The following is a 19,805-nucleotide window of genomic DNA, read 5'->3' on the forward strand; positions in this document are numbered from 1 at the left end:
GTTAATTGAAATGAGACGATGTGAAGTTTATTTGCACGGTATTAGAGCCGGGATGTTGACAGAAGAGGATAATGGAGAATATACATTCACCTATGATTCTTCTTATTTGGAAAAAGAGGATTATCCATCGGTCAGCTTGACTCTTCCATTACGTGAAGAGCCGTATCGGTCAACGGTCTTATTCCCGTTCTTCTTTAATATGTTGTCGGAAGGTGAAAACCGGAAACTGCAATCCCAATTGTTGCACATCGATGCCGAAGATGACTTTGGCATACTGCTGGCCACAGCCCGCTATGATACCATAGGTGCCGTAACCACTAACCCTGTATTGCCATGATGACTTTGACGGTTTGTCCTTCGACATTGGCCGAGGGATTCGATACTTATTCTCTTGCCGCACGAAAAAAAATGTTTGACGATAAAGCGGTGTCTCATTATCTGAGAGTGCCAAGCCCTTCGACAAACAGTGAAGAAGCCAATGAAGCCATACGGAATGCAAAGCGCATCTCATTGTCGGGCGTACAGCCCAAGTATTCGGTCATTGTTGATGAACAAGAATCGTATCTTCGTTATACACAGGAAGGCGAGCAGGGAGCATATATATTAAAGCCGTGTCCCAGCAGTTACCATATACTGAACCGGGATTATTGCGCTGCCAATGAGCATTTGACCATGCAAATTGCGGCACAAGTATATGGAATAGAGACGGCGGCCAACAGGCTTTGCTTTTTCAGTAATGATGAAGCCGCTTATTTGACACGGCGATTTGATGTTCATGACGGGAGAAAATATCAGCAGGAAGATTTTGCGGCATTGATGGGATATACGAAAGCGAATGGAGGGAGTGACTATAAATATTGCAATGGCAGCTATGAAGAGTGTGCGGAGGTAATACAGAAATATGTAAAAGCTGCCCGGATTGATTTGCTTCGTTTCTTCAGGCTGATTGTATTTAACTTCATCTCTTTGAATGACGATGCGCATCTGAAGAATTTCTCTCTGATTAATAGAGGAAACGAATATCGGCTTTCTCCCGCGTATGACTTGATAAACACCTCATTGCATTTGACTGAACCCCGAATATTCGCTCTTGATAAAGGATTGTTTAAAGAAGGAATGAATTTGGGTGATACCCATCAGGTAGGGCGGAAGGATTTCGAGGAATTTGGACGACGCATAGGGCTGGGCGGTAAATTGATAAAGCGTGAGCTTGATGAGTTTGTCAAAGAGAAATCATTGGTGCAAGTATTGATAGACCGTTCCTTTTTATCGGAAGAACTGAAAAAGCAATAATAGGATGTCTATGGGGTACAGGTGTAAGACGCTTTCTTTCTGATGAAGGGCGGATAAAGCATTCTTCAGGAAAGTACTTCTTCTTTTCCCATGCCGGTCATACCGTTAGAACTGATTGATAAGTATGATGCGTATGTTGGCCGGTATGTCTATCTTTGTGGCAATGAAAACAGAGAGAGGATTGATTTACGCCTTGTTTTCCGGGACGGAAAGGAGATTGGCACGGATGATCTGAATCTGTATTATAATTGACGTGACGGCCTGAATGTCCCCCGGATGAATGTTCGGGGGATTTTTTTTCTTTTGGGCGTTCCCGTGGGACGGTCGGGCTTTACGTTTCAAGTCCTCGCCTAAAGGCTGTGGGCTTTACTCTGCAATCCCTAACGCATGGCTGAAAAGTCCTCTTGCCGGTGTTCTTCTTCATACAGCCTCATGCGTTCTTGTAATGCTTCTTTTAAATTGTCGCTTTTTTTCAGTCCGAGTTTGGCACGTATGTTCGCTCGTTGGCTGGTTATGTTTCCGCTACTCCGATGTAATAATTCGCATATTTGGCTGACGGTCTTGTCTTGCAGTATTAAACGGCAGATGTTTAATTCGGACGGGGATAAATAGGGATATATTCTCCTGATCGTATCAAGTTTACTTTTTTCCTTTTTCTGGTGTGCGGCAAGGGCTGTAAAAAGATTTTCTTTGGATTGTTCCCCTATTATGCTTAACAGGGAGCTTGTCTTTTCTTCCGGGTTATTCTCGCTTAACAACTCGGCGAACGCGAATAGTTCTTCCCTTTTCATTTGGAGACGTTTCAAAAGCATTTCCTCTTCCTCTTTTAGCAAGTTGCTACTTTTTAGCAAGCTGCTGATATTACTGTGTAAGGATCTTCCTAATAAGGGGATCATGGTGTATATGATGATGACCAAAGGCAGATAACTGTATAGGAACGGTTCGTCGGTGATAAGTGTGCAGATTGTATAGGAAGCTATGGTAAGGGAGGACAATAGGATGGAGATATTACTCATATAGGCACAGATGGAAAGCATGGTAAATAAGAGAGAGATAGTAATGTTACTCATTATCAATGCTCTTTGATAACTATATTCATATCCGCTACATATTGAGCAATAAATTATCTCGATAAAAATCTCGATATGTATGGCTATCAGTATAATGGAAAAGGTCGTGGTCAGATTTACTCTCTTTTTAAAATAAGCGAGAGTGCACATAATGATAAACAGGAATAATACGCTGTTAATATAATAAAACTGTTCATTGGGAAATGGAACTGAATATATGTATATGGGTGCGCATAAGGCCAGCATGAGCAGGGATAGATGAAAGACACGTTTTTGTTGATACGTTATTATCATTTCTCTTTCTTTTTTGTCGTAAGTTTGAGTTTTTATTGAGCTTAGAAAAGTAGTGGCTTTTGTGCTGATTTTCATGTGTTTTATTGTTTTAAGTGTTATTAAGTATAATGTTTCCTGTAAAAATAACTGTTTTTTTTTTTTTTTTTTGTATGTTTAAGTACTTTTCTTTATGATGTTAAGTGTTTTTAATTGTTGTGTAAGCGTGATTGGCTGCTGTGGTAAGTGTTGTAGCTGTTGTGTGGTTGTCTTTTTAAGTATTTATAAGTTTAAAATACTTGTTTTTTGCTTTGGAGGTTGGTTTATAGGTGTGTATTTTGCGGTCGAAATTCAAGGGGTGTAAAAGCCTGGGTTGGGATTGTCATATTAACAAACGATTAAATGACGAAAAGATGTTTTTTTTATATTAAATGTGTATTGTTCGTGCTCGTGTTGAGTATAAGCGGAGAAATATCCGCTCAGGAGAAGCGTGATTCGGTAAGGATCTATTTTCATCAAGGAAAGGTAAATATAGATACATGTTTACTTGACAATGGGAACGAGATGGAGCGGTTTGCTAAAATCTGTTCCGCATTGAACGACTCCGTCCGTCTTATCAGGAAAATTCAAATAATAGGAGGAGCTTCCCCGGAAGGAGGGGGGCTGTTGAATGGAAGGCTGTCTGAAAAACGAGCAGAGGTTTTGTGGCGGTATATATCACCTTATATAAAGATTCCGGTATTGGAGAGGGATTTTCATTTTTCGGGAAGCGACTGGAACGGACTTATAACGATGGTGAGAGCGGATGTGAATGTTCCGGAGAGGGAGGATGTCCTTCGTTTGTTGGAGAAGATCGTCCGTTTGGAAAACCAGGACAGCCCTTATTGGGGGGGAGAACTGAAAAGACTGAAAGGGGGGAGGCCATACTCATATTTGTATAAATTCCATTTTCCGAAACTTCGTTCGTCGATGGTGAAAATATGCTATGATAGTGATCCGATAAATCCCGTCAGAGATACGGTATATATACATACACGTGATACGTTGTGCATCCGTGATACCGTTACCGTCATAGCTCCGGTAAAGAAACGGCCGTTTTGCATGGCGGTGAAAACAAACTTGCTTTATGACGCTGTTTTGATACCTGACATCGGGGTTGAGTTCTGTTTGGGGAAGAACTGGTCTGTGGCCGGGAATTGGATGTATGCCTGGTGGAAAAGTGATCGGAAGCATAATTATTGGCGTATCTATGGGGGAGATGTGGAGTTGCGCCGCTGGTTCGGTCGGAGAGCGGTGGAAAAACCGTTTTCCGGGCATCATGTCGGATTGTACGGGCAGATCGTCACCTATGATTTCGAATTGGGTGGGAAAGGTTACTTGGGGGATAAATGGAGTTACGGGGGAGGCGTGGCTTACGGCTACTCGTTACCTGTGGGACATCGGTTCAATGTGGATTTCACGTTGGGAATCGGCTACCTTGGAGGATTGTACAAGGAGTACATCCCTTTGGACGGTCACTATGTATGGCAGACCACTAAAAAACGCCGCTGGTTCGGCCCGACCAAGGCGGGTATCTCTTTGGTGTGGTTGATCGGGCGGGGGAATTATAGCCGGAAGAAAGGAGGCAGGCAGTGATACTGATACGCTTTAGTCTGGTGTTCATATTTTTATGGATGGGACTGACGGCTTGTGAGCATAAGGATTTATGTTACGATCATCCGCACTTTGCCACGGTGCGGGTAGTATTCGACTGGACCAAGATTTCCAATCATGACAAGCCTGAAGGCATGAGGGTCGTATTTTATCCGACCGATGATGAAAGCAACACGTGGATATTTGATTTCCCCGGAGGAGAGGATGGGGAAGTGGAGCTCCCCGAGAATGATTACCGGGTAATTTGCTTCAACTACGATACCGACGGGATGGTTTGGAAAGAAAACGGCAGTTACACGCTTTTTACTGCCGATACGCGTGATGTTCGGTCGCCGGATAACCAGACAATGGCCGTCACCCCACCCTGGCTGTGTGGCGACCATATAGACAGAGTTATCCTCAAGGACATTCCGGAAGGAAGCACGAAGATAATACGGCTAACTCCCGTAAACATGGTATGTCACTACACGTATGAGGTGAACGGAATTCGGGGACTGGACAGGGTGGCGGATTTGCGGGCCGCTCTTTCCGGCATGTCCGGCTCGCTTAACATGTCCGGCGACAGTTTGCCCGCCGATCTTTCGGAGAGCCTGCTCTTTGATGGAATGGTTTCACGGAATCAGATTATAGGCGGATTCTATACGTTTGGACATTCCGCACTTGAAGGAGAGCCCAATGTTTTCCGGCTGTATCTCAAGAACCGTTCAGGCAGCATGTCTGTATTGGAACAGGACGTGAGCGACCAAGTGCATGATGTCCCGGTAGCGGGGCATATCGGTGATGTGCATCTGGTGTTGAATTTTGATTATGAGGTACCATCCGAGCCGGGAAGTGGCGGTCCGGGATTTGATGTGGACGTTGATGATTGGGATGATGTGAATGTGGATATAGTGTTGTAATCGAGTTTTATTAATTATATTTATTAACAATTTTATTCATTTTATGAAAAAAAGTACAGTAATGCTTTGGGCAATCTTTGGAGTACTACTGATGAGTTGCTCAGAAGAGGAGATTGCGAATGTGGAAATCTCCTCACGAAATGCGATTGGTTTTAACGTGTTAAGTAATGCGGCGGAAACGAGGGCTACCCCTACTACCAACACCAACTTGAAGAACACCGATTTCGACGTGTTCGCTTTTACGGCGGATGGTACTGCCTTCATGGGAAAGGTAGACACGGATTTTGGACATGACGGAGTGAAGATCGTGTACAAAAATGGTAAGTGGGATTATGACAATGCGAGCGACCTTCGTTATTGGCCTACCGAGGCTTTGGACTTTTACGCGTTCAATCCCGGAACGGTTAGTGAAGACATGATGGTGAATTATATGTGGGAAGCCTCCGGGACTGTCCAAAAGATAAGTTATACCTGCATCGATGAGTATGGAGCCGGTACTCATGAAAACTACGACGTGATGTATGCCATGGCCAAAGACCGGACAAAAGACATGAACAACGGAGTAGTGAAATTTAACTTCAAGCATATTCTGTCACAGGTCGTATTCAAAGCAAAGACCGAATACGATAACATGGAGGTGGACATCGACATGATCAAGATTCATAATTTCAAATTTGCCGGCGCCTTCACATTGCCTGCGACAGCCGAAGAAACGGGAAGTTGGAGTTCGTCTGATTTAGCATTTCCACACGCATTTACCGTAGTGAAAAACGCAAATATCACGGTCAATAGTAATACCGCAGCTACCGATATTTCCACAAATACTCCTATGCTGAATATACCACAGACGCTGACTGCTTGGACTGTTTCCGCACCCAACAAAAGCAAGTTGGAGGCCGATAATGCGAAGCAATGTTACCTGGAGATCTCCTGCAAAATCCGGCAGTCCGGAGCTTATCTGTTGGGTTCAGCAAGCGAATACAAAACAATTTATGTTCCGTTCGGAGATACATGGGTAGCGGGCAAGCGTCATATCTACACGTTGATTTTCGGTGGTGGTTATGATGATCAGGGAGAGGCTGTGTTGAATCCGATCCGGTTTGATGCAGAGACAACAGGCTGGGTTGATGCAGATAATAAAGACGTAAACGTCAAACCTTAATCCAAACGTTTATTAATATCGTACCCGTTGGCAGGTTAAACATACGCAAGATTAATCCCGCCAACGGGTTTTTTATTGCTTTTATCATCTGTAATTTATGTGTAGGGTTGCTTTTTGCGTACCTTTTTCCTGGAGAATTTCTTTTGTGGAGTGTTTGCCCTGTATATTCCCGATACGCTGTTATAGCAGGGAACTGTTTTTATCCAAGTAGTCAGATATAGCCTCTTGCAATACCGATTTTAGCGAATCGCCTTTGCGGATCGCGATCAGCTTTAAGTTCTGGTGATAGGTTTCGTCCATGACAAAATTACAATGCACGGTTTTCGCTTTCTTCGGCTTTTGAGCCTCTTTTTGCCCGGCCGTGGATTGGATCAGGCTGTCTAATCCCCCGGTCAGCCCGGCCGACATACTGTTTTTTAAATCGTTCTTCTTTGCCATATGGTTACTTTATTTCTGTTAGCAGTTCGTTACATACCTTTTCGTAGTCCTCTACCCCGGCAGATTTGGGGGCATAGTGAAAAATATCCTGCCCTTGTGTCGGGGCTTCGGCCAGCGTAATGGCGTTGCGTATATGGGTGCTGAACACTTTGCCCTGGAATGTTTCCTGTACCAGTTCCGAAACGCTCTTGTTCAGGTTCTTTCTTCCGTCGTACTGGGTTATCAGGACCCCGGCGATCGAAAGATCCGAGTTCAAACGTTGCTGCACCTTGTGGACGACCTGCATAAGTTTGGCCATTCCACGCATTGCCAGGAATTGAGCCTGAACCGGGATAATCAACCGATCCGAGGCCGTCAGTGCGTTAAGCGTGAGCAGCGACAGCGAGGGGGGGCAGTCGATCAGGATATAATCGAATTTTTCCTTTTGGCCCTTGATAAGGTGGGCTAAGATAAGTTCCCGCCCGGCCTCGTTGATTAACTCCGTTTCAACGGCCGAGAGATCCAGGCAGGAGGGAACGACTCTAAGACCGTCCTTATGCTCGTAGATCGGCAGGTCGTATTCGCCTTTCATCGCGCCGTAGATCGTTTGGGGAAGCTCCGCGGAGAAGCCCAGCGATTCGGTCAGGTTGGCCTGCCCGTCAAGGTCGATCAAAAGAACCTTGTACCCTTTTTGACGTAACGCGCCGCCCAGGTTGATCGTGGTTGTGGTCTTTCCTACTCCCCCCTTGTGATTCAATACGGAGATTACTTTTGCTTTGCTCATAAATTCAGTTTTTTAAATGGTTGTCATGTCCGCAAATATAGTCAAAATACTAATATACTAAAAGACTAAAAGTAGTATTTTCGTTTTTTGCGTGTTTTTTGTACCGATCGGGGAAGCGTACCGAAATAAATCCTGTTTCCGTCTTTCGGTACGTTTTGTTTCTGTACCGGAATTAATCAAAGATTAGAATAACCATAAATGTTTTTATACGTTAATCATACGTATGTATATATGTATATATTTGTTTTTGAGTATCTTTGTGTGCTATAAATAAAAAATAAAAGACATGAGCACTTATTCGTATAAAAATCCGAAGTTTATAAATTCCCCTAAAGGGGTGGTTGAAGTTGTAGAAGTGATTTATGACGGCAAAGATGATCCGGCCTATTCACTGGCTATTATTAAATGGGAAAATACCTATAAATTAGGTATTCGTTGGAACATCGCTTATAGTGAATGGGACGATTACCGCAAACAGAACGGGCAAGATGAATGTATAGGTAATCCACAGTCGAGAGGTATTCCCACCTGGTTTGTTTTGCCCGATGATATGATGTTTGGTGAGAAGTTCAGCGGTGCGATGCAGAGGCTTGATGAATTAAGAAAAGGTAAGTAAGCAATGGAACAGGGAGAAATCATATTATACCAGCCGGATGAAGCGGTCAAGTTGGAAGTGAGGTTGGAAGATGAAACCGTTTGGCTGACACAAGAACAAATAGCCGACTTGTTCGGGACTAAAAGGCCAGCTATTACCAAACATTTGAACAACATTTACAAAAGCGGCGAACTTGATATAGATAGCACATGTTCCATTTTGGAACATATGGGTAATGACGGCAAACAGAGATATACTACTAAATATTATAATCTTGATGCGATTCTGTCAATAGGATATCGGGTTAATAGCAAGAACGCAACCCTTTTTAGGAAATGGGCGAATAGTGTATTAAAGGATTATCTTTTAAAGGGGTATTCCATTAATAAACGTTTGTCAGAACTTGAAAGGACTGTCGCTCAACATACCGAGAAGATAGATTTTTTCGTGCGTACTGCCTTGCCCCCGGTCGAAGGCATTTTTTATAACGGCCAGATTTTCGATGCGTACAAGTTCGCCACCGATCTGGTAAAGTCGGCCAGGCGTTCGATCGTGCTTATCGACAACTATGTGGACGAAACGGTCTTGCTCATGTTGAGTAAACGCAGCGTCGGTGTCTCGGCCACCATTTACACACAGCGTATCACGCAGCAACTCCAACTTGATCTTGACAGGCATAACAGCCAGTACCCACCTATCGACATCAGGACGTACCGGGACAGTCACGACCGTTTCCTGATCGTTGATGAAACGGACGTGTACCATATCGGAGCCTCGTTAAAGGATCTGGGGAAAAAGATGTTCGCTTTCTCAAAGCTGGATATTCCGGCGGTTGTGATAACTGACCTGTTATAATATCCCTTGTCTTATGAATGTGGTTATCTATTCACGTGTAAGCTCGCAGTCGGCCAGGCAATCGACCGAACGGCAGGTTGTCGATCTGGAGAGGTTCGCAGCCGGACGGGGGTACGAGGTGACGGCGGTCTTTGAGGAAAAGATAAGCGGACGAAAGGCCAATATTGAACGCCCGGTTTTAAGCCGTTGCCTGGAATACTGCACAGATCCGCAGAACCGGGTGGATATGCTGTTGCTGACCGAGATCTCACGCCTGGGGCGTTCCACCCTGGAGATACTAAAGGCACTCGATACGCTGCACACGCATAAAATATGCGTGTATATCCAAAACTTGAACCTGGAAACATTACGGCCGGACAAGACGGTAAACCCCTTGTCCTCTCTGATTACTACCCTATTGGGGGAACTGGCCGCGATCGAACGCCAGGGGATCATTGACCGCCTTAATAGCGGACGGGAGTTGTACATCCAGAAAGGGGGCAGGCTGGGACGGAAGCCGGGAAGCCGGAAAACGGCCGAACAGAGGAAAGAGGAATACCGGGAGGCGATCGCCTTGTTGAAGAAAGGCTACTCGATCCGGAACGTGGCGAAGCTCACGGGAAAAGCCGTTTCGACGATACAACAAGTAAAAAAAGACTTCATTAATAGCTGATTATCGGAACAAATATTGTATTTTTGCAACAAATACGAGTAAATGCGCGAAATTAAAAACGAGTATTTGCACATGTCTAAAAACGAGTATTTGCACGAAAATAATCAGAATCTAAATAAAAACGGTAGTATGGCAACAATGGCGGAGAAAATGGCGGCTTCACTGGAGGAATTAAGAAAGCTCCAGGAGAAAGACCGCTGTGTCGTCCTACAAGGGACGGCCGAGATAGGGAGGACGCATTTAACCCGGCTGTTGGATAACGGCTGGTTGCAGGAAGTAATGAAAGGCTGGTATATTGCGGCCAGGCCGGGAACAGAGGGGGATACGACGATCTGGTACACCTCATTCTGGTATTTTATCGCGAAATACGCGGCCGTCCGGCTGGGGGAACGGTGGTGTTTGACGGCCGACCAGTCGCTGGATCTGTATTCGGGGAAAACGACCGTGCCCGTGCTGGTGATTATCAAGTCGCCGAAAGGCCATAACAACACGCAAAAGCTGATGTATGATACCTCGCTTTTGGTGTTTCAAAGCGAGATCCCGGATCAGGTATATAAAGAGCCGGAATACGGCCTTAATCTCTATCCGCTTGCCGAAGCCCTGGTATATGCCACGCCGAGATATTTCCAGGTGGAGAGGATCGCGGCCCGTACCTGCCTGGCCATGATACGGGACGCTGCCGATATATTAAAGGTACTGGCGAGAAACGGGGCTTCGCTTCGTGCCGGAAGAATAGCCGGGGCGTTCCGGAACATCGGGAACAGCGAAATCGCCGACTGCATCGTTTCCACGATGCGGGGGTTCGGGTATGACGTGAGAGAAGAAGATCCGTTCGAGGATCAGCCACGAACGCCCCTTGTTTATGAGGTGTCGCCTTACGTCACACGCTTGCGCCTGATGTGGGAGAACATGAGGGATAAGGTTGTAGAACTGTTTCCCGAAGCCCCTGGAAAGATTGATGACGTGGAGGGGTATTTGAGATCCGTCGATGAAAAGTATTCGGAGGACGCTTATCATTCTCTCTCGATCGAGGGATATAGGGTTTCCCCGGAACTGATCGAGAAAGTGCGTGTCGGGAACTGGAAGCCGGAGGAAGAAGATAAGGAGCATAAAAACGCGCTGGTGGCACGTGGGTATTACCAGGCGTTCCAGGCTGTCAGGGGGACGATCTCCGATATACTGAAAGGAAAGAACGCAGGGGAAGCGGTAAGGGCGGATCATCCGGTCTGGTATATGCAGATGTGGATGCCGTTCGTTACGGTGGGGATCTTGCAAAGGGAGGATCTTGTGGGTTATCGTACCGGGCAGGTCTATATACGGGGACCGCAACATATCCCGTTGAACCCGAAAGCGGTCAGGGACGCTATGCCCGTCCTTTTCGATCTCTTGAAGAATGAGCCGCACCCGGCGGTAAGGGCTGTCCTGGGACACTTCTTTTTCGTGTATATTCACCCCTATATGGACGGGAACGGGAGAATGGGACGGTTCGTCTTGAACGCCATGCTTGCGTCTGGAGGCTATAACTGGACGGTCGTTCCGGTGGAGCGTAGAAAAGAATATATGAAAGCGTTGGAAAAGGCCAGCGTGGAAGGGGATATTTCGGAGTTTACGAAAGTAATCGCATCATTGGTCAAGTAATGAATAGGGGAGTATATAAAAACAAAACCCTGGAGTTTGTCTTACGACAGGGACAACAGAGGATTACTACGCAAGTATAGGGAGTATATCTCGTTTATACAAGGATTTTATGGCTTTTCTGGATTGATTTTAAAAAGAATAGAGGTTTGTTCCCTAGAATGTAGTATTTACTACTTTTAGTATTTTAGTGTATTAGTACAATTTTGTAAGTTTTATCATGGCAAAAGAACTGATCCGTGTCCCCAGGTATAATTCCGTGCTGATTGAACGGTTGTATGAGGCAGGTGGAAACGTCATGCTCGATCTGATCATATACCTGGGCAGCTATCACCTCAAAGACTTGTTCGGGACTTCCTGGTTCTCCGTAGAAGACTTTTGCCGTAAGATGGGGTATGACCGTACCAACTTGCAGCGCAAGCTGGATAGCCGGCAGCTTGCGGCCATGTTCGGAAAGAATATGTAGCCGGAATATGTATGTACTGGCACGGCAGGACAGAGAATCAGCCATCCTATCGAGACGGTTTTTGAGGCGGCTCTCTATAAACTGGGATTGGAGAACCTCTGCTATCCGACCATTGGCGAGGATGGCCGTACATCCTATAATTTCGTGCAGATCCTGAAACGTTTCGACATAATGACCGATTTCAAGACGAAGAAGTCAACGAAAAGGCTGTACTCGGCAGTGGTAAGCCCGGAGATAAAAAATTTCATGTTCTCGCTCTATAACCTCTTGGAGCTTCAGGATTACCGCAGCATGCCCAGCCGTTACCGCTATTTCTATCTGGAGCTTTCCAAGATGGTTTACCTGATCAAGTATAAGACCGCCAAGAATGAGGCTCCTTTTTATGTGCTGACAGTCGATCAACTGGCTAAAAAGCTCGGCATAGAGATTGCCGAACCCAAAGACCGGAAAAAGAAGGTCGCCTCGATACTGAAAAAGATGAATACTTACCTGAAATATACCAATTTCAATTTCTCTTTTGTGAAAGGCGATCATGAGAGATGGGTATATACCGTGTTGTTCTCGTTTCCTAGGCATACGCTGCACTATTTTGATGAAGGACAATATGCTGTCGTAGTGAAGAAATTCTATAAGAACCTGCTTGGGCTGTATGTCGAGATTGCCTACCCGGACACGGATATGGCTGTCAGGAGGAAGAAGATCAAAGAGGTGGAGGAAGATGCCGGACTGTATAAAGAGTTCCTTTTATGGGCAAACTCCCCGGAAAGCGTAGAAAAGAAAAAACAAATATATATCAGTGATTTCGTGGCTGTATTCGGCAGGTTTCCGGAAGGATGGGCACAGGAAGAGTTGGAGAGTGCCAATGGAACGGAAGTTGCTCCTGCTCCTGAAGAGTTTATATCCCCGGAAACGGACGGGGCGGTGAATATGGACAATCCAGCTGTGTAGAACCGTCCACTCCTTTTGCTTTAGTTGTGTAAAAATGTCCGGTTTCACTGGTCAGCTGTGTAAAACCGTCCACCCGTTGATGAAAGGAATAGGTAATAGCTGTTTTTTATATGTCAGTATATCAGTGAAATAAAATAGAGAAGTTTTTGAATAAAAGGCATTGGCTGTGTAAAACCATCCACCAAAATACATAATAAAGACCTAAACTCCTAACCCCTTTAAATATCCCCAAAGAAATGACCGGGAAAATTTATTTTCCCTTCACATGCCCTATACATACTTTCGGAAAAAGATTTTTCGGAAGTATGTGTTGATTTTCACGTTTTTTTATATGATTGGAAGGCGGTTCTGTTCTTTTGTATCCCAATTGGTTTTTCAGGGCGTTCCCTTCTGGCCGGACTATTCGTTGCAAGTCCTCGTTACCCTCCGGGCTTTTCCCTGCTATCCCTAACGCTCTACGCTCCGGCTATGCCGGAAGAGAGGTATGATGATTTTTTCTTGAACTGATAGGAACGTTGCGAAGGTAGGCGTGGACGGAACGCCCGATATTGAAAAGCCAAATCTCCATCCTCCCATTCCGGGAGGTAGTATTTACCAGTTCAATCCCGTTCTGATCCGTCTTTCCCGCTTTCTCTTCAATGCACTGTTCCCAATCAGTTGAGGAAAAATTTATGGTTGGGGCGACAAGCGATGTTTGCGAGTATTAATCTTTTAATTTTTGGCAGTATGAAAACGAAGAGAACCGTATTTGAGGTGAATGACGTTTATCGGGTGATGGAAAACAGCGAGTTGATTTATACCTTGACGAACAGTGAGAAACTGAAACGTGAAGAATATAAGTATGAACAGATGGAAATGGACGGGTTGTTTTTGTCTGATGTACTGGAAACACTGACACCCAGCCGTAAAAAAGTCGCTTATGCGGCGATTGAGCTATATAAACGGCTGAAAGAAGGGCAAGTTGAAAGTCCTGCGCTTTTATCCAGCAATAATGTTTATAAAATGATGCATCCTGTTTTGTCCGATATAACTACTGAAGAGATGTGGGTGCTGTTGCTGAACAGTTCGTCCAAACTCATCCGTAAAGTCCGTATCTCATGCGGTGGGATAAATACCGCCCCTGTGGATATACGGGTTATCATGAAGCAGGCATTGTATTATAACGCCGTATCTTTTATCATGGTGCATAACCATCCGTCAGGGGCACGCAAGCCCAGCGGTGCGGATGACCGTTTGACGGAAGCGGTTAAAAAAGCCGCTGAAACATTAGACATCCGTCTGTTAGACCATGTGATTGTGGCAGGCAATAACTATTATAGCTATGCGGACGAGGGAAGATTGCAAAAGAGGTAAAGGTGGACGGGAGAAATCCCGTCTGCCCGGAATTTCGGCTTCGGGGTTCTTTTTTGGCAGTTACCCCAAAAAAGAACCAAAAAAATGCTTCCCAGACTATCGATGCGACATCGTAAAATACGCAAGGACGTGGCTTTTCAGAATAAATACATATCTTCGCGCCAAAGGTGATCGGAATGAATATATTTTCTGCTTTTGATACAGGCGTTATGGTGGCTCTTTTACTGGGCATTGAGTTTCTTAGAAGTGATATCCGAACGATTCTCTATTGTAAAAGGAATGATCCCAGGATTCTTAAGAGTTGCTTATATACGCTGCTTATATTATTGACCAGCCTTTATTCTATTGTGGCCGGAGCCATGCTTCATCCGGAACCCGTACCTGTTTATGAATTGATACCCGGTTTTCAAATAGGAGTTTATGGCTTTTCTTTTTCGTTTATATTGCTCGCTGTTGCATGTCTTTATCGTAGAACATTACCTTTTGTCCTTTTGGGGTACGCTATGATATATGTAATCGGTGTATTGATACCATTGCTTAGGTATGTAGTGTCTATGATGGATTATTTCATTCGTACAAGGGTATAGCAGGTTAATTTCTTGATTGTATCGGATTGCCCTTTTTATGGGCTGCCTCCCCCGGCTTCTTTCCTCCGATCCGAGTCCGGCTTTTTGCTCGGCAGAGGTTTCTGGATTCCGTAAATGGCAAGTTACAGCCAAGTGTCTTTATTATATGAAAAATAACGATGAAGAAGTGTCGCCGTATACAGGCCACACCGATTGTTTAACGCATGAATTCCTCAACACGGCCTATCCTTGCCTGAACGAGAAGCAACTAGGCATCGGGGAAACAACGATCACCGGCCGGAAAGCCCTTGTCAACAAGAAAGGAATGTTCATGATCGAGGAACTTCAGCGAATCGCCTTGCAACGTTGCACGACCGCCTGCGACGCGATCCGCTTAATGGATGATACATACTGTAGTTATACCAAGGGCAACCCAATACCATTGCTTCCCAATAATATCTCAATCCTCAGGAGCACCATCAACCTGAACCTCGACTACTTTTTTTCGAGTATCCTTAAACCATTTTTGGAAAATGTTATAAGGAACTTTATTCTTGACACAAAACGATTGGAGAGATTCTCCATGAGGCAAAGCCTCGCTCTGGTACTGAAAGTAAAACCTTTCTAGATATTCACTGTATACATAATGCTATAATTTTGATTGGCAGCGAAGGTATTCCTTTCAATCAATAGCCAATTTTTGACTGCTTACCGAACATTTGTTTTTGCCGGGGACGTGATTCCTTTAGTAGCCAGCGTATCCCCGGAATGGATATCTTGCTTACGACACCTATCCGATCACTTCTTATAACGAGAAAATACGAATGCTGGAGGAAGCCGTCCGGGAAGAACAAGCGATCATTTATTGCCACGACGCTTATATGTGCTGTTCCACAGTAAAAAAGGTAAATGCTTATTATCGGAAAAACTTTATTGTCCAATACTGTGATATTCATTTTATTCCTTAAAACGCATTAAAAGTAAAATTCCATTATCTTCCTCATCGAGTTCCAGTGCTAATTCTCTAAGCCTCCCTCCCAATTCTCCCTTCTCCAATGCCTCTCTCAAGTTATCCGCAGAATAATAGTACACAGAGGAAGAAATGTTAAAATCAGGATCGCTAGGAAAATCCTCATTAATAATAGAGACCCATTTCATTTTCCCGGCTTCCCTATCATATATATAATCCTTCTCTGGGAATCCTTTATCTTTATCAACATCATATATCATCTCTATGAGAGATATCAATATATCATTTTCGGTCTCTTGATTATAACGTATCAAACAAGGTATCTCTTTCTTTCTTATTTGTGGAGAATATGCCAGAAATGGACGTAAACGCAAAGTCTCACTTAACTCATAAATCGTATCATGAGAAGGTTCTGAATATATCCATCGATCATTTCTATGAATAATAGTTCGCAACGGAGCTGTTCCCCCTTTCATAAATGAACCGTTTTGTTTTGTGATTGACAAACTTCGATATCTATCACCTGATATTGAATCCAATCCGTAGATTCTGTGAGGAATCGTCTTATGAAGTAAATACAAAAAGGAACTCTTTTCTTCCTCGTCACGAGCATGACATAAAAGTAAACTATCGTTATAATTATACATCTCTGCCAAATATCCTGCTACCAGATCCAATGATCTCACAAAAGTTCCATCCGGCTTATACACATTAATTCTACCTGTTCCTACGGCCTCGCAAAAAAGTTCCTCCTCTTTTTCATCATAAGCCAAACGCCCAATGCCCATATATTCTTCCGGGGCACTCCCTCTTCGGTTTATTAAGAACCGCTTCTTGCCTGTACAATCAAAACACATAATATTTTTGTTCTTGTAGTTTTTAAAAATAAAAAAACTATCCGTCACACAAGAAGGGTTACCTATAACAAGATAAGAGGAATCAGTATCCAATTTCACATAAGAGACATCCGAAATCGACCGCAGCTCTATTCTCTCACAAATAGAGGAACCCGGCATATTTATTATCGGCAAATTATACTCTGAAAATTTCTCCGATCCAAAATGGCAAGAAAAGAAAAACAATGAGCAATTAAAGAAAATCCAAAATTTAGACATAAATACATTTTTTGCTCCACTTCTAAAAAGAAGTGGAGCGATTAATAATCAATTTAACTGTTCACTAGACGTAGATTGCCATGCCTTTCTCGTATTATCATTCTGGCCAACACCAGAACAACTACAACTACATCCTCTAGGAGAAATACCACCTTGTAGCTTAACAAGTTCTTCCTTTCTCATTTTCTCAAATCTTGCAAGTTTCCCCAATCTTAGATCTTTCATACCCATTACTTTTTTTAATTAACAATTCAAAACACAGGATTTATCGCATAATGCCAATTGATTCATAAATAGCTCATAATTTGACGGTGGAGGACAAATATATTTATATACACATTTAGAACAAGGAGCTCTGTTTCTTGTATAAAACCAAGATGAGTTTGGATTCACCAGAGACTTATGCACAAAATAAGACAAATCATATTCTTTTATATTACCCATTTTTTTAAAATGAACATTATTATATATAGAACCATCTGAAAAAACCAATAATTTCCCAAAAAACAACGTATTCAACAGTTCATTTCTATGTATATCCTGCATAGAATCAATACTATTTAAAACCTCTTTCTTTTTCAAGAATACATATTTCTTAAAAAAAGGCATATTCTTTCCATTAAATATTGGTCTTATAACATAGCGACAATTACTTAACTCGCTATTTATAAAAGAACAGACATTTTCCAACTCCACTTCATTCTCAACAAAAAAAGTCAAATCCAAATCTTTCAATATAGAGAAATCTATTTCAGATATTTGAACGCCAGCTATTATAACCGATATTCTATTTTGAAAAAAAGAGCATAACCGAGATGTCAGTTTCCGTATATTATTATAATTAACAACCAAATAAAAATCATTATCATATTTATTCAGAATATCAATTAGCTCATCCGATTTTGCATATATTTCATCTGTTACGACAAGATTTATCCTAATTCTTTTTCGAGCGAAGTCTAATTCTTTTAGTATTTTTGTTATAACAGACAAAGCTTCATTTCTAATTACATTCCTGTTCTTTGTACAACAATCAAACTGCTTAAAATAGTTCACACAAGATTCGCAACTAGAAGAACATGAACTATTTGTATGTATTGTAATTTCATGCAAATAATTTAGAGGATCATCAAAAGATGCATATTTCCCCTCTCTCACATCATGCATGATTTTCGCATTAGAAGTTATCTGTATAGGTTTAGAATCTAAAGTATCTGTCACAACAAGATCCCCTATAAACTTATGCCTCACCTCTCCTATAAAACGCTTAAACTCAACAAGACTAAACAGATTAGGGTCAACACTAGATACACCAGCATTTAAAGGACTCATGAAATCTCTCAAAAAGGACAAAACTTGTTGATCTTTGCTATATATAAATTGTTTATCCAAAGTGTTTACCAACAAACACTCCCACTTATTAACCTCAACGTAAACATATGGTTCCACATAGAACCATATATATTTAGATCTCATGTTCCTCATTGTACCTTTATTTTAAGTATTTCATTAACTTGAATCGGATTTAACTCCAAATAATCGATCTTACGCTTCAAATTCTCCGTGAATTTATTTTCATCCTCAAATGCAAGGCAACTCCTATCACCTAATAAAGAGTCAAAAAAACAAACAGGGCAATAAGGCAATCTATAACATTTTTTGCAGTCAGAAAAAGACGAGTATATTTTTTCATTGTATATATCTGCAATATTTATATAATCTATATTTACGGAATTGTTATCAACATTTCCTAATACATTTCGGTGACTAATCTTCTCACAAGCTAAAATATCACCATTTGTACTTAAAAAAAATTTTCTACTGAAAGGCCAACACGTACCACTAGGTGTATATACTATATCATTTAAACCTGTGTTCACAAAAAGATCATTATATGTCTGATACTGAATATCTAAAAGAGCATTAGCAAATTTGACCATTTCCATAAACCCCGATGTATAAGGATGCAAATTTTCAGTTATCGCATCCAAGTCTTTACCTTCTATCAAATCATCGGGCATTTTTCTATACATCGTTTTAAACGTCTCTTTCTGTGATTCCTTTACATTTCTTGTACTCAATGGGCTAAATCGAGGTGTTTTTCCATACTTTTTCTTAATAAAAGAAAACACGGACTGTATATCATTCTTTCGATGGATAACAACATTAAAATCTACATTTCGTTCAAAATGTAACGGATATTTATTCTTGTATAAGTCCAAATTATTGATTATTTTATCATACAAATCTCTTCTATCCTCACCCACTCTATATACTGAAGCATCAAAATCACCGTCTAGACTCACAAGAATTTTAAAGTTTTTATTCACTAAATCATCAAGATATTTGTCTAGTAACAATCCATTAGTGGTCATGGAATAAGTAAAACGCAATCTATCTGATTTCAGATGTTCCGTATAATTCAACACTTTTTTTATAAAGGAATAATTAAGCAATGGTTCCCCACCATAGAAAGCTATATCTACTTCTTTTGAACACAAAGTATCCCCCCATAGTTCCATCAAATAGTCTAACAGTTTTTTTGCCGTCTCAAATCCCAGTTTACCTTGTTTGTTTATTAAGGAAGATTCTTCGTAAAGATCATTAAAACAACAATATTTACATTTCAAATTACATGAGTTCGTCACCTCAAAAATTATCTGGCCTACGTGAATTAAACTATCTCTTACTTGAGATCTATCAAATTTCACAATTTTATGTTCAAAGGTTTCATTATTGAATAGTCCATGTTTTTTTAAATAAGCAACTTTTCTCTCATAATATTTTCGAGATTTACCGGTCTTATACTCGTCTTTAAACATCTGACGTATTATATGCGACATTTTCGGATGAACAAACGAAAGACTTCTTCCTCTATAAGAAAATAGATAAAGATTACCTTTCCTTGATTCTATAAGGTGGATTGTATTCATAATATCAGTAATATTTTCGGCTACAAGATAGACTAATATATCTAAAGAACAAAATAAATCAAGATCAAAATCTTTCTCTAGTGCGACACAATATCATTTCTATGTAAGATTTATGATGTGACAGCAATAAGATGTATCGTCTTTCATTTTCATACATTACCAGTTTTTC

At 42.1% G+C, this 19,805-nt stretch carries 20 protein-coding genes and 2 pseudogenes; 15 read left to right on the forward strand and 7 right to left on the reverse strand.

Annotated features, from left to right (window positions below; all coding sequences use genetic code 11):
- Positions 1-10 precede the first annotated feature (10 nt).
- Together NBH16_RS14230 and NBH16_RS14235 are read left to right on the forward strand one after the other, a co-directional pair.
- Entirely contained in the window at positions 11-337 is a 327-nt protein-coding gene (locus NBH16_RS14230; RefSeq protein ID WP_122383139.1) for a HipA N-terminal domain-containing protein, read from the forward strand.
- Complete coding sequence (locus NBH16_RS14235; RefSeq protein ID WP_122383140.1) at positions 334-1,293, forward strand: HipA domain-containing protein; 960 nt, start codon at positions 334-336, stop codon at positions 1,291-1,293. The genes NBH16_RS14230 and NBH16_RS14235 overlap by 4 nt, the downstream gene beginning before the upstream one ends.
- Before the next feature lie 380 nt (positions 1,294-1,673).
- On the opposite strand, the gene NBH16_RS14240 is transcribed toward NBH16_RS14235, so the two are convergent.
- Positions 1,674-2,732, reverse strand: coding sequence for a helix-turn-helix domain-containing protein (locus NBH16_RS14240; protein WP_250788770.1), 1,059 nt, complete (start codon positions 2,730-2,732; stop codon positions 1,674-1,676).
- A gap of 303 nt (positions 2,733-3,035) precedes the next feature.
- On the opposite strand from NBH16_RS14240, the gene NBH16_RS14245 reads away from it, so the two are divergent.
- Genes NBH16_RS14245 through NBH16_RS14255 form a run of 3 tightly spaced genes read left to right on the forward strand, consistent with a single transcriptional unit; the run spans position 3,036 to position 6,347 of the window.
- Positions 3,036-4,268 carry a DUF3575 domain-containing protein gene (locus NBH16_RS14245; RefSeq protein WP_250788771.1) on the forward strand — a complete coding sequence of 411 codons (1,233 nt, stop codon included), beginning with the start codon at positions 3,036-3,038 and terminating at the stop codon, positions 4,266-4,268.
- Positions 4,265-5,185: a DUF5119 domain-containing protein gene (locus NBH16_RS14250; protein ID WP_007856438.1), complete on the forward strand. Its 921-nt coding sequence runs from the start codon at positions 4,265-4,267 to the stop codon at positions 5,183-5,185. Before NBH16_RS14245 ends, NBH16_RS14250 begins: the two co-directional genes overlap by 4 nt.
- 43 nt (positions 5,186-5,228) lie before the next feature.
- The gene (locus tag NBH16_RS14255) at positions 5,229-6,347 is read left to right on the forward strand and encodes a fimbrillin family protein (protein ID WP_077153010.1); all 1,119 of its coding nucleotides are present in this window, start codon (positions 5,229-5,231) and stop codon (positions 6,345-6,347) included.
- A 180-nt stretch (positions 6,348-6,527) separates the two neighbouring features.
- Here NBH16_RS14255 and NBH16_RS14260 read toward each other — a convergent pair whose 3' ends face one another.
- Together NBH16_RS14260 and NBH16_RS14265 are read right to left on the reverse strand one after the other, a co-directional pair.
- Complete coding sequence (locus NBH16_RS14260; RefSeq protein ID WP_005648607.1) at positions 6,528-6,785, reverse strand: hypothetical protein; 258 nt, start codon at positions 6,783-6,785, stop codon at positions 6,528-6,530.
- Positions 6,786-6,789: 4 nt separating this feature from the next.
- On the reverse strand, positions 6,790-7,548 hold the full coding sequence (locus tag NBH16_RS14265) for a ParA family protein (RefSeq protein WP_125042326.1): 759 nt from the start codon (positions 7,546-7,548) through the stop codon (positions 6,790-6,792).
- Positions 7,549-7,834: 286 nt separating this feature from the next.
- Here NBH16_RS14265 and NBH16_RS14270 point away from each other — a divergent pair, with 286 nt between their 5' ends.
- From NBH16_RS14270 to NBH16_RS23440, 10 genes and pseudogenes are all read left to right on the forward strand, one after another.
- A complete protein-coding gene (locus tag NBH16_RS14270; RefSeq protein WP_004327465.1) occupies positions 7,835-8,164 on the forward strand; it encodes a hypothetical protein in 330 nt (109 codons plus the stop codon).
- Positions 8,165-8,167: 3 nt separating this feature from the next.
- Positions 8,168-8,998, forward strand: coding sequence for a virulence RhuM family protein (locus NBH16_RS14275; RefSeq protein ID WP_007756681.1), 831 nt, complete (start codon positions 8,168-8,170; stop codon positions 8,996-8,998).
- A 13-nt stretch (positions 8,999-9,011) separates the two neighbouring features.
- Positions 9,012-9,650, forward strand: a complete 639-nt coding sequence (locus tag NBH16_RS14280; protein ID WP_005648594.1) for a recombinase family protein — start codon at positions 9,012-9,014, stop codon at positions 9,648-9,650.
- A gap of 129 nt (positions 9,651-9,779) precedes the next feature.
- Positions 9,780-11,288 (forward strand): Fic family protein, encoded by a 1,509-nt coding sequence (locus NBH16_RS14285; protein WP_250788772.1) that lies wholly within the window; start codon positions 9,780-9,782, stop codon positions 11,286-11,288.
- Between the two features lie 217 nt (positions 11,289-11,505).
- Positions 11,506-11,751 carry a hypothetical protein gene (locus NBH16_RS14290; RefSeq protein WP_009276890.1) on the forward strand — a complete coding sequence of 82 codons (246 nt, stop codon included), beginning with the start codon at positions 11,506-11,508 and terminating at the stop codon, positions 11,749-11,751.
- 87 nt (positions 11,752-11,838) lie between these two features.
- On the forward strand, positions 11,839-12,699 hold the full coding sequence (locus tag NBH16_RS14295; RefSeq protein WP_009276891.1) for a hypothetical protein: 861 nt from the start codon (positions 11,839-11,841) through the stop codon (positions 12,697-12,699).
- A gap of 726 nt (positions 12,700-13,425) precedes the next feature.
- Positions 13,426-14,052 carry a JAB domain-containing protein gene (locus tag NBH16_RS14300; protein ID WP_233554289.1) on the forward strand — a complete coding sequence of 209 codons (627 nt, stop codon included), beginning with the start codon at positions 13,426-13,428 and terminating at the stop codon, positions 14,050-14,052.
- A 176-nt stretch (positions 14,053-14,228) separates the two neighbouring features.
- A complete protein-coding gene (locus NBH16_RS14305; RefSeq protein WP_122140448.1) occupies positions 14,229-14,639 on the forward strand; it encodes a hypothetical protein in 411 nt (136 codons plus the stop codon).
- A gap of 199 nt (positions 14,640-14,838) precedes the next feature.
- Positions 14,839-15,051: pseudogene (locus NBH16_RS14310) on the forward strand (peptidase); the annotation flags it as partial.
- Positions 15,052-15,321: 270 nt separating this feature from the next.
- A pseudogene (locus NBH16_RS23440) lies at positions 15,322-15,586 on the forward strand (MBL fold metallo-hydrolase); the annotation flags it as partial.
- On the opposite strand, the gene NBH16_RS14315 reads toward NBH16_RS23440, so the two are convergent.
- The 4 genes from NBH16_RS14315 to NBH16_RS14330 are packed head-to-tail and all read right to left on the reverse strand — an operon-like array spanning position 15,576 to position 19,636.
- Positions 15,576-16,703, reverse strand: a complete 1,128-nt coding sequence (locus tag NBH16_RS14315) for a DUF4934 domain-containing protein (RefSeq protein ID WP_250788773.1) — start codon at positions 16,701-16,703, stop codon at positions 15,576-15,578. The pseudogene NBH16_RS23440 and the gene NBH16_RS14315 sit on opposite strands and share 11 nt — an antisense overlap.
- A 48-nt stretch (positions 16,704-16,751) precedes the next feature.
- Entirely contained in the window at positions 16,752-16,928 is a 177-nt protein-coding gene (locus NBH16_RS14320; protein WP_250788774.1) for a hypothetical protein, read from the reverse strand.
- An 18-nt stretch (positions 16,929-16,946) separates the two neighbouring features.
- Positions 16,947-18,152, reverse strand: a complete 1,206-nt coding sequence (locus tag NBH16_RS14325) for a TIGR04150 pseudo-rSAM protein (protein ID WP_250788775.1) — start codon at positions 18,150-18,152, stop codon at positions 16,947-16,949.
- 32 nt (positions 18,153-18,184) lie between these two features.
- Positions 18,185-19,636 (reverse strand): radical SAM peptide maturase, encoded by a 1,452-nt coding sequence (locus tag NBH16_RS14330; RefSeq protein WP_250788776.1) that lies wholly within the window; start codon positions 19,634-19,636, stop codon positions 18,185-18,187.
- Between the last annotated feature and the right edge of the window lie 169 nt (positions 19,637-19,805).

The sequence above is a fragment of the Parabacteroides sp. Y3-G-102 genome (genome assembly GCF_023656845.1).
Lineage (GTDB): Bacteria > Bacteroidota > Bacteroidia > Bacteroidales > Tannerellaceae > Parabacteroides > Parabacteroides distasonis.

Excerpts from the sequence above, each read along its gene's own strand:
- NBH16_RS14230 (WP_122383139.1), top strand. The coding sequence starts at position 11 with ATGAGACGATGTGAAGTTTATTTGCACGGTATTAGAGCCGGGATGTTG.
- NBH16_RS14235 (WP_122383140.1), top strand. The coding sequence starts at position 334 with ATGATGACTTTGACGGTTTGTCCTTCGACATTGGCCGAGGGATTCGAT.
- NBH16_RS14240 (WP_250788770.1), bottom strand. The coding sequence starts at position 2,732 with ATGAAAATCAGCACAAAAGCCACTACTTTTCTAAGCTCAATAAAAACT.
- NBH16_RS14245 (WP_250788771.1), top strand. The coding sequence starts at position 3,036 with ATGACGAAAAGATGTTTTTTTTATATTAAATGTGTATTGTTCGTGCTC.
- NBH16_RS14255 (WP_077153010.1), top strand. The coding sequence starts at position 5,229 with ATGAAAAAAAGTACAGTAATGCTTTGGGCAATCTTTGGAGTACTACTG.
- NBH16_RS14260 (WP_005648607.1), bottom strand. The coding sequence starts at position 6,785 with ATGGCAAAGAAGAACGATTTAAAAAACAGTATGTCGGCCGGGCTGACC.
- NBH16_RS14265 (WP_125042326.1), bottom strand. The coding sequence starts at position 7,548 with ATGAGCAAAGCAAAAGTAATCTCCGTATTGAATCACAAGGGGGGAGTA.
- NBH16_RS14270 (WP_004327465.1), top strand. The coding sequence starts at position 7,835 with ATGAGCACTTATTCGTATAAAAATCCGAAGTTTATAAATTCCCCTAAA.
- NBH16_RS14275 (WP_007756681.1), top strand. The coding sequence starts at position 8,168 with ATGGAACAGGGAGAAATCATATTATACCAGCCGGATGAAGCGGTCAAG.
- NBH16_RS14280 (WP_005648594.1), top strand. The coding sequence starts at position 9,012 with ATGAATGTGGTTATCTATTCACGTGTAAGCTCGCAGTCGGCCAGGCAA.
- NBH16_RS14285 (WP_250788772.1), top strand. The coding sequence starts at position 9,780 with ATGGCAACAATGGCGGAGAAAATGGCGGCTTCACTGGAGGAATTAAGA.
- NBH16_RS14290 (WP_009276890.1), top strand. The coding sequence starts at position 11,506 with ATGGCAAAAGAACTGATCCGTGTCCCCAGGTATAATTCCGTGCTGATT.
- NBH16_RS14300 (WP_233554289.1), top strand. The coding sequence starts at position 13,426 with ATGAAAACGAAGAGAACCGTATTTGAGGTGAATGACGTTTATCGGGTG.
- NBH16_RS14305 (WP_122140448.1), top strand. The coding sequence starts at position 14,229 with ATGAATATATTTTCTGCTTTTGATACAGGCGTTATGGTGGCTCTTTTA.
- NBH16_RS14315 (WP_250788773.1), bottom strand. The coding sequence starts at position 16,703 with ATGTCTAAATTTTGGATTTTCTTTAATTGCTCATTGTTTTTCTTTTCT.
- NBH16_RS14320 (WP_250788774.1), bottom strand. The coding sequence starts at position 16,928 with ATGAAAGATCTAAGATTGGGGAAACTTGCAAGATTTGAGAAAATGAGA.
- NBH16_RS14330 (WP_250788776.1), bottom strand. The coding sequence starts at position 19,636 with ATGAATACAATCCACCTTATAGAATCAAGGAAAGGTAATCTTTATCTA.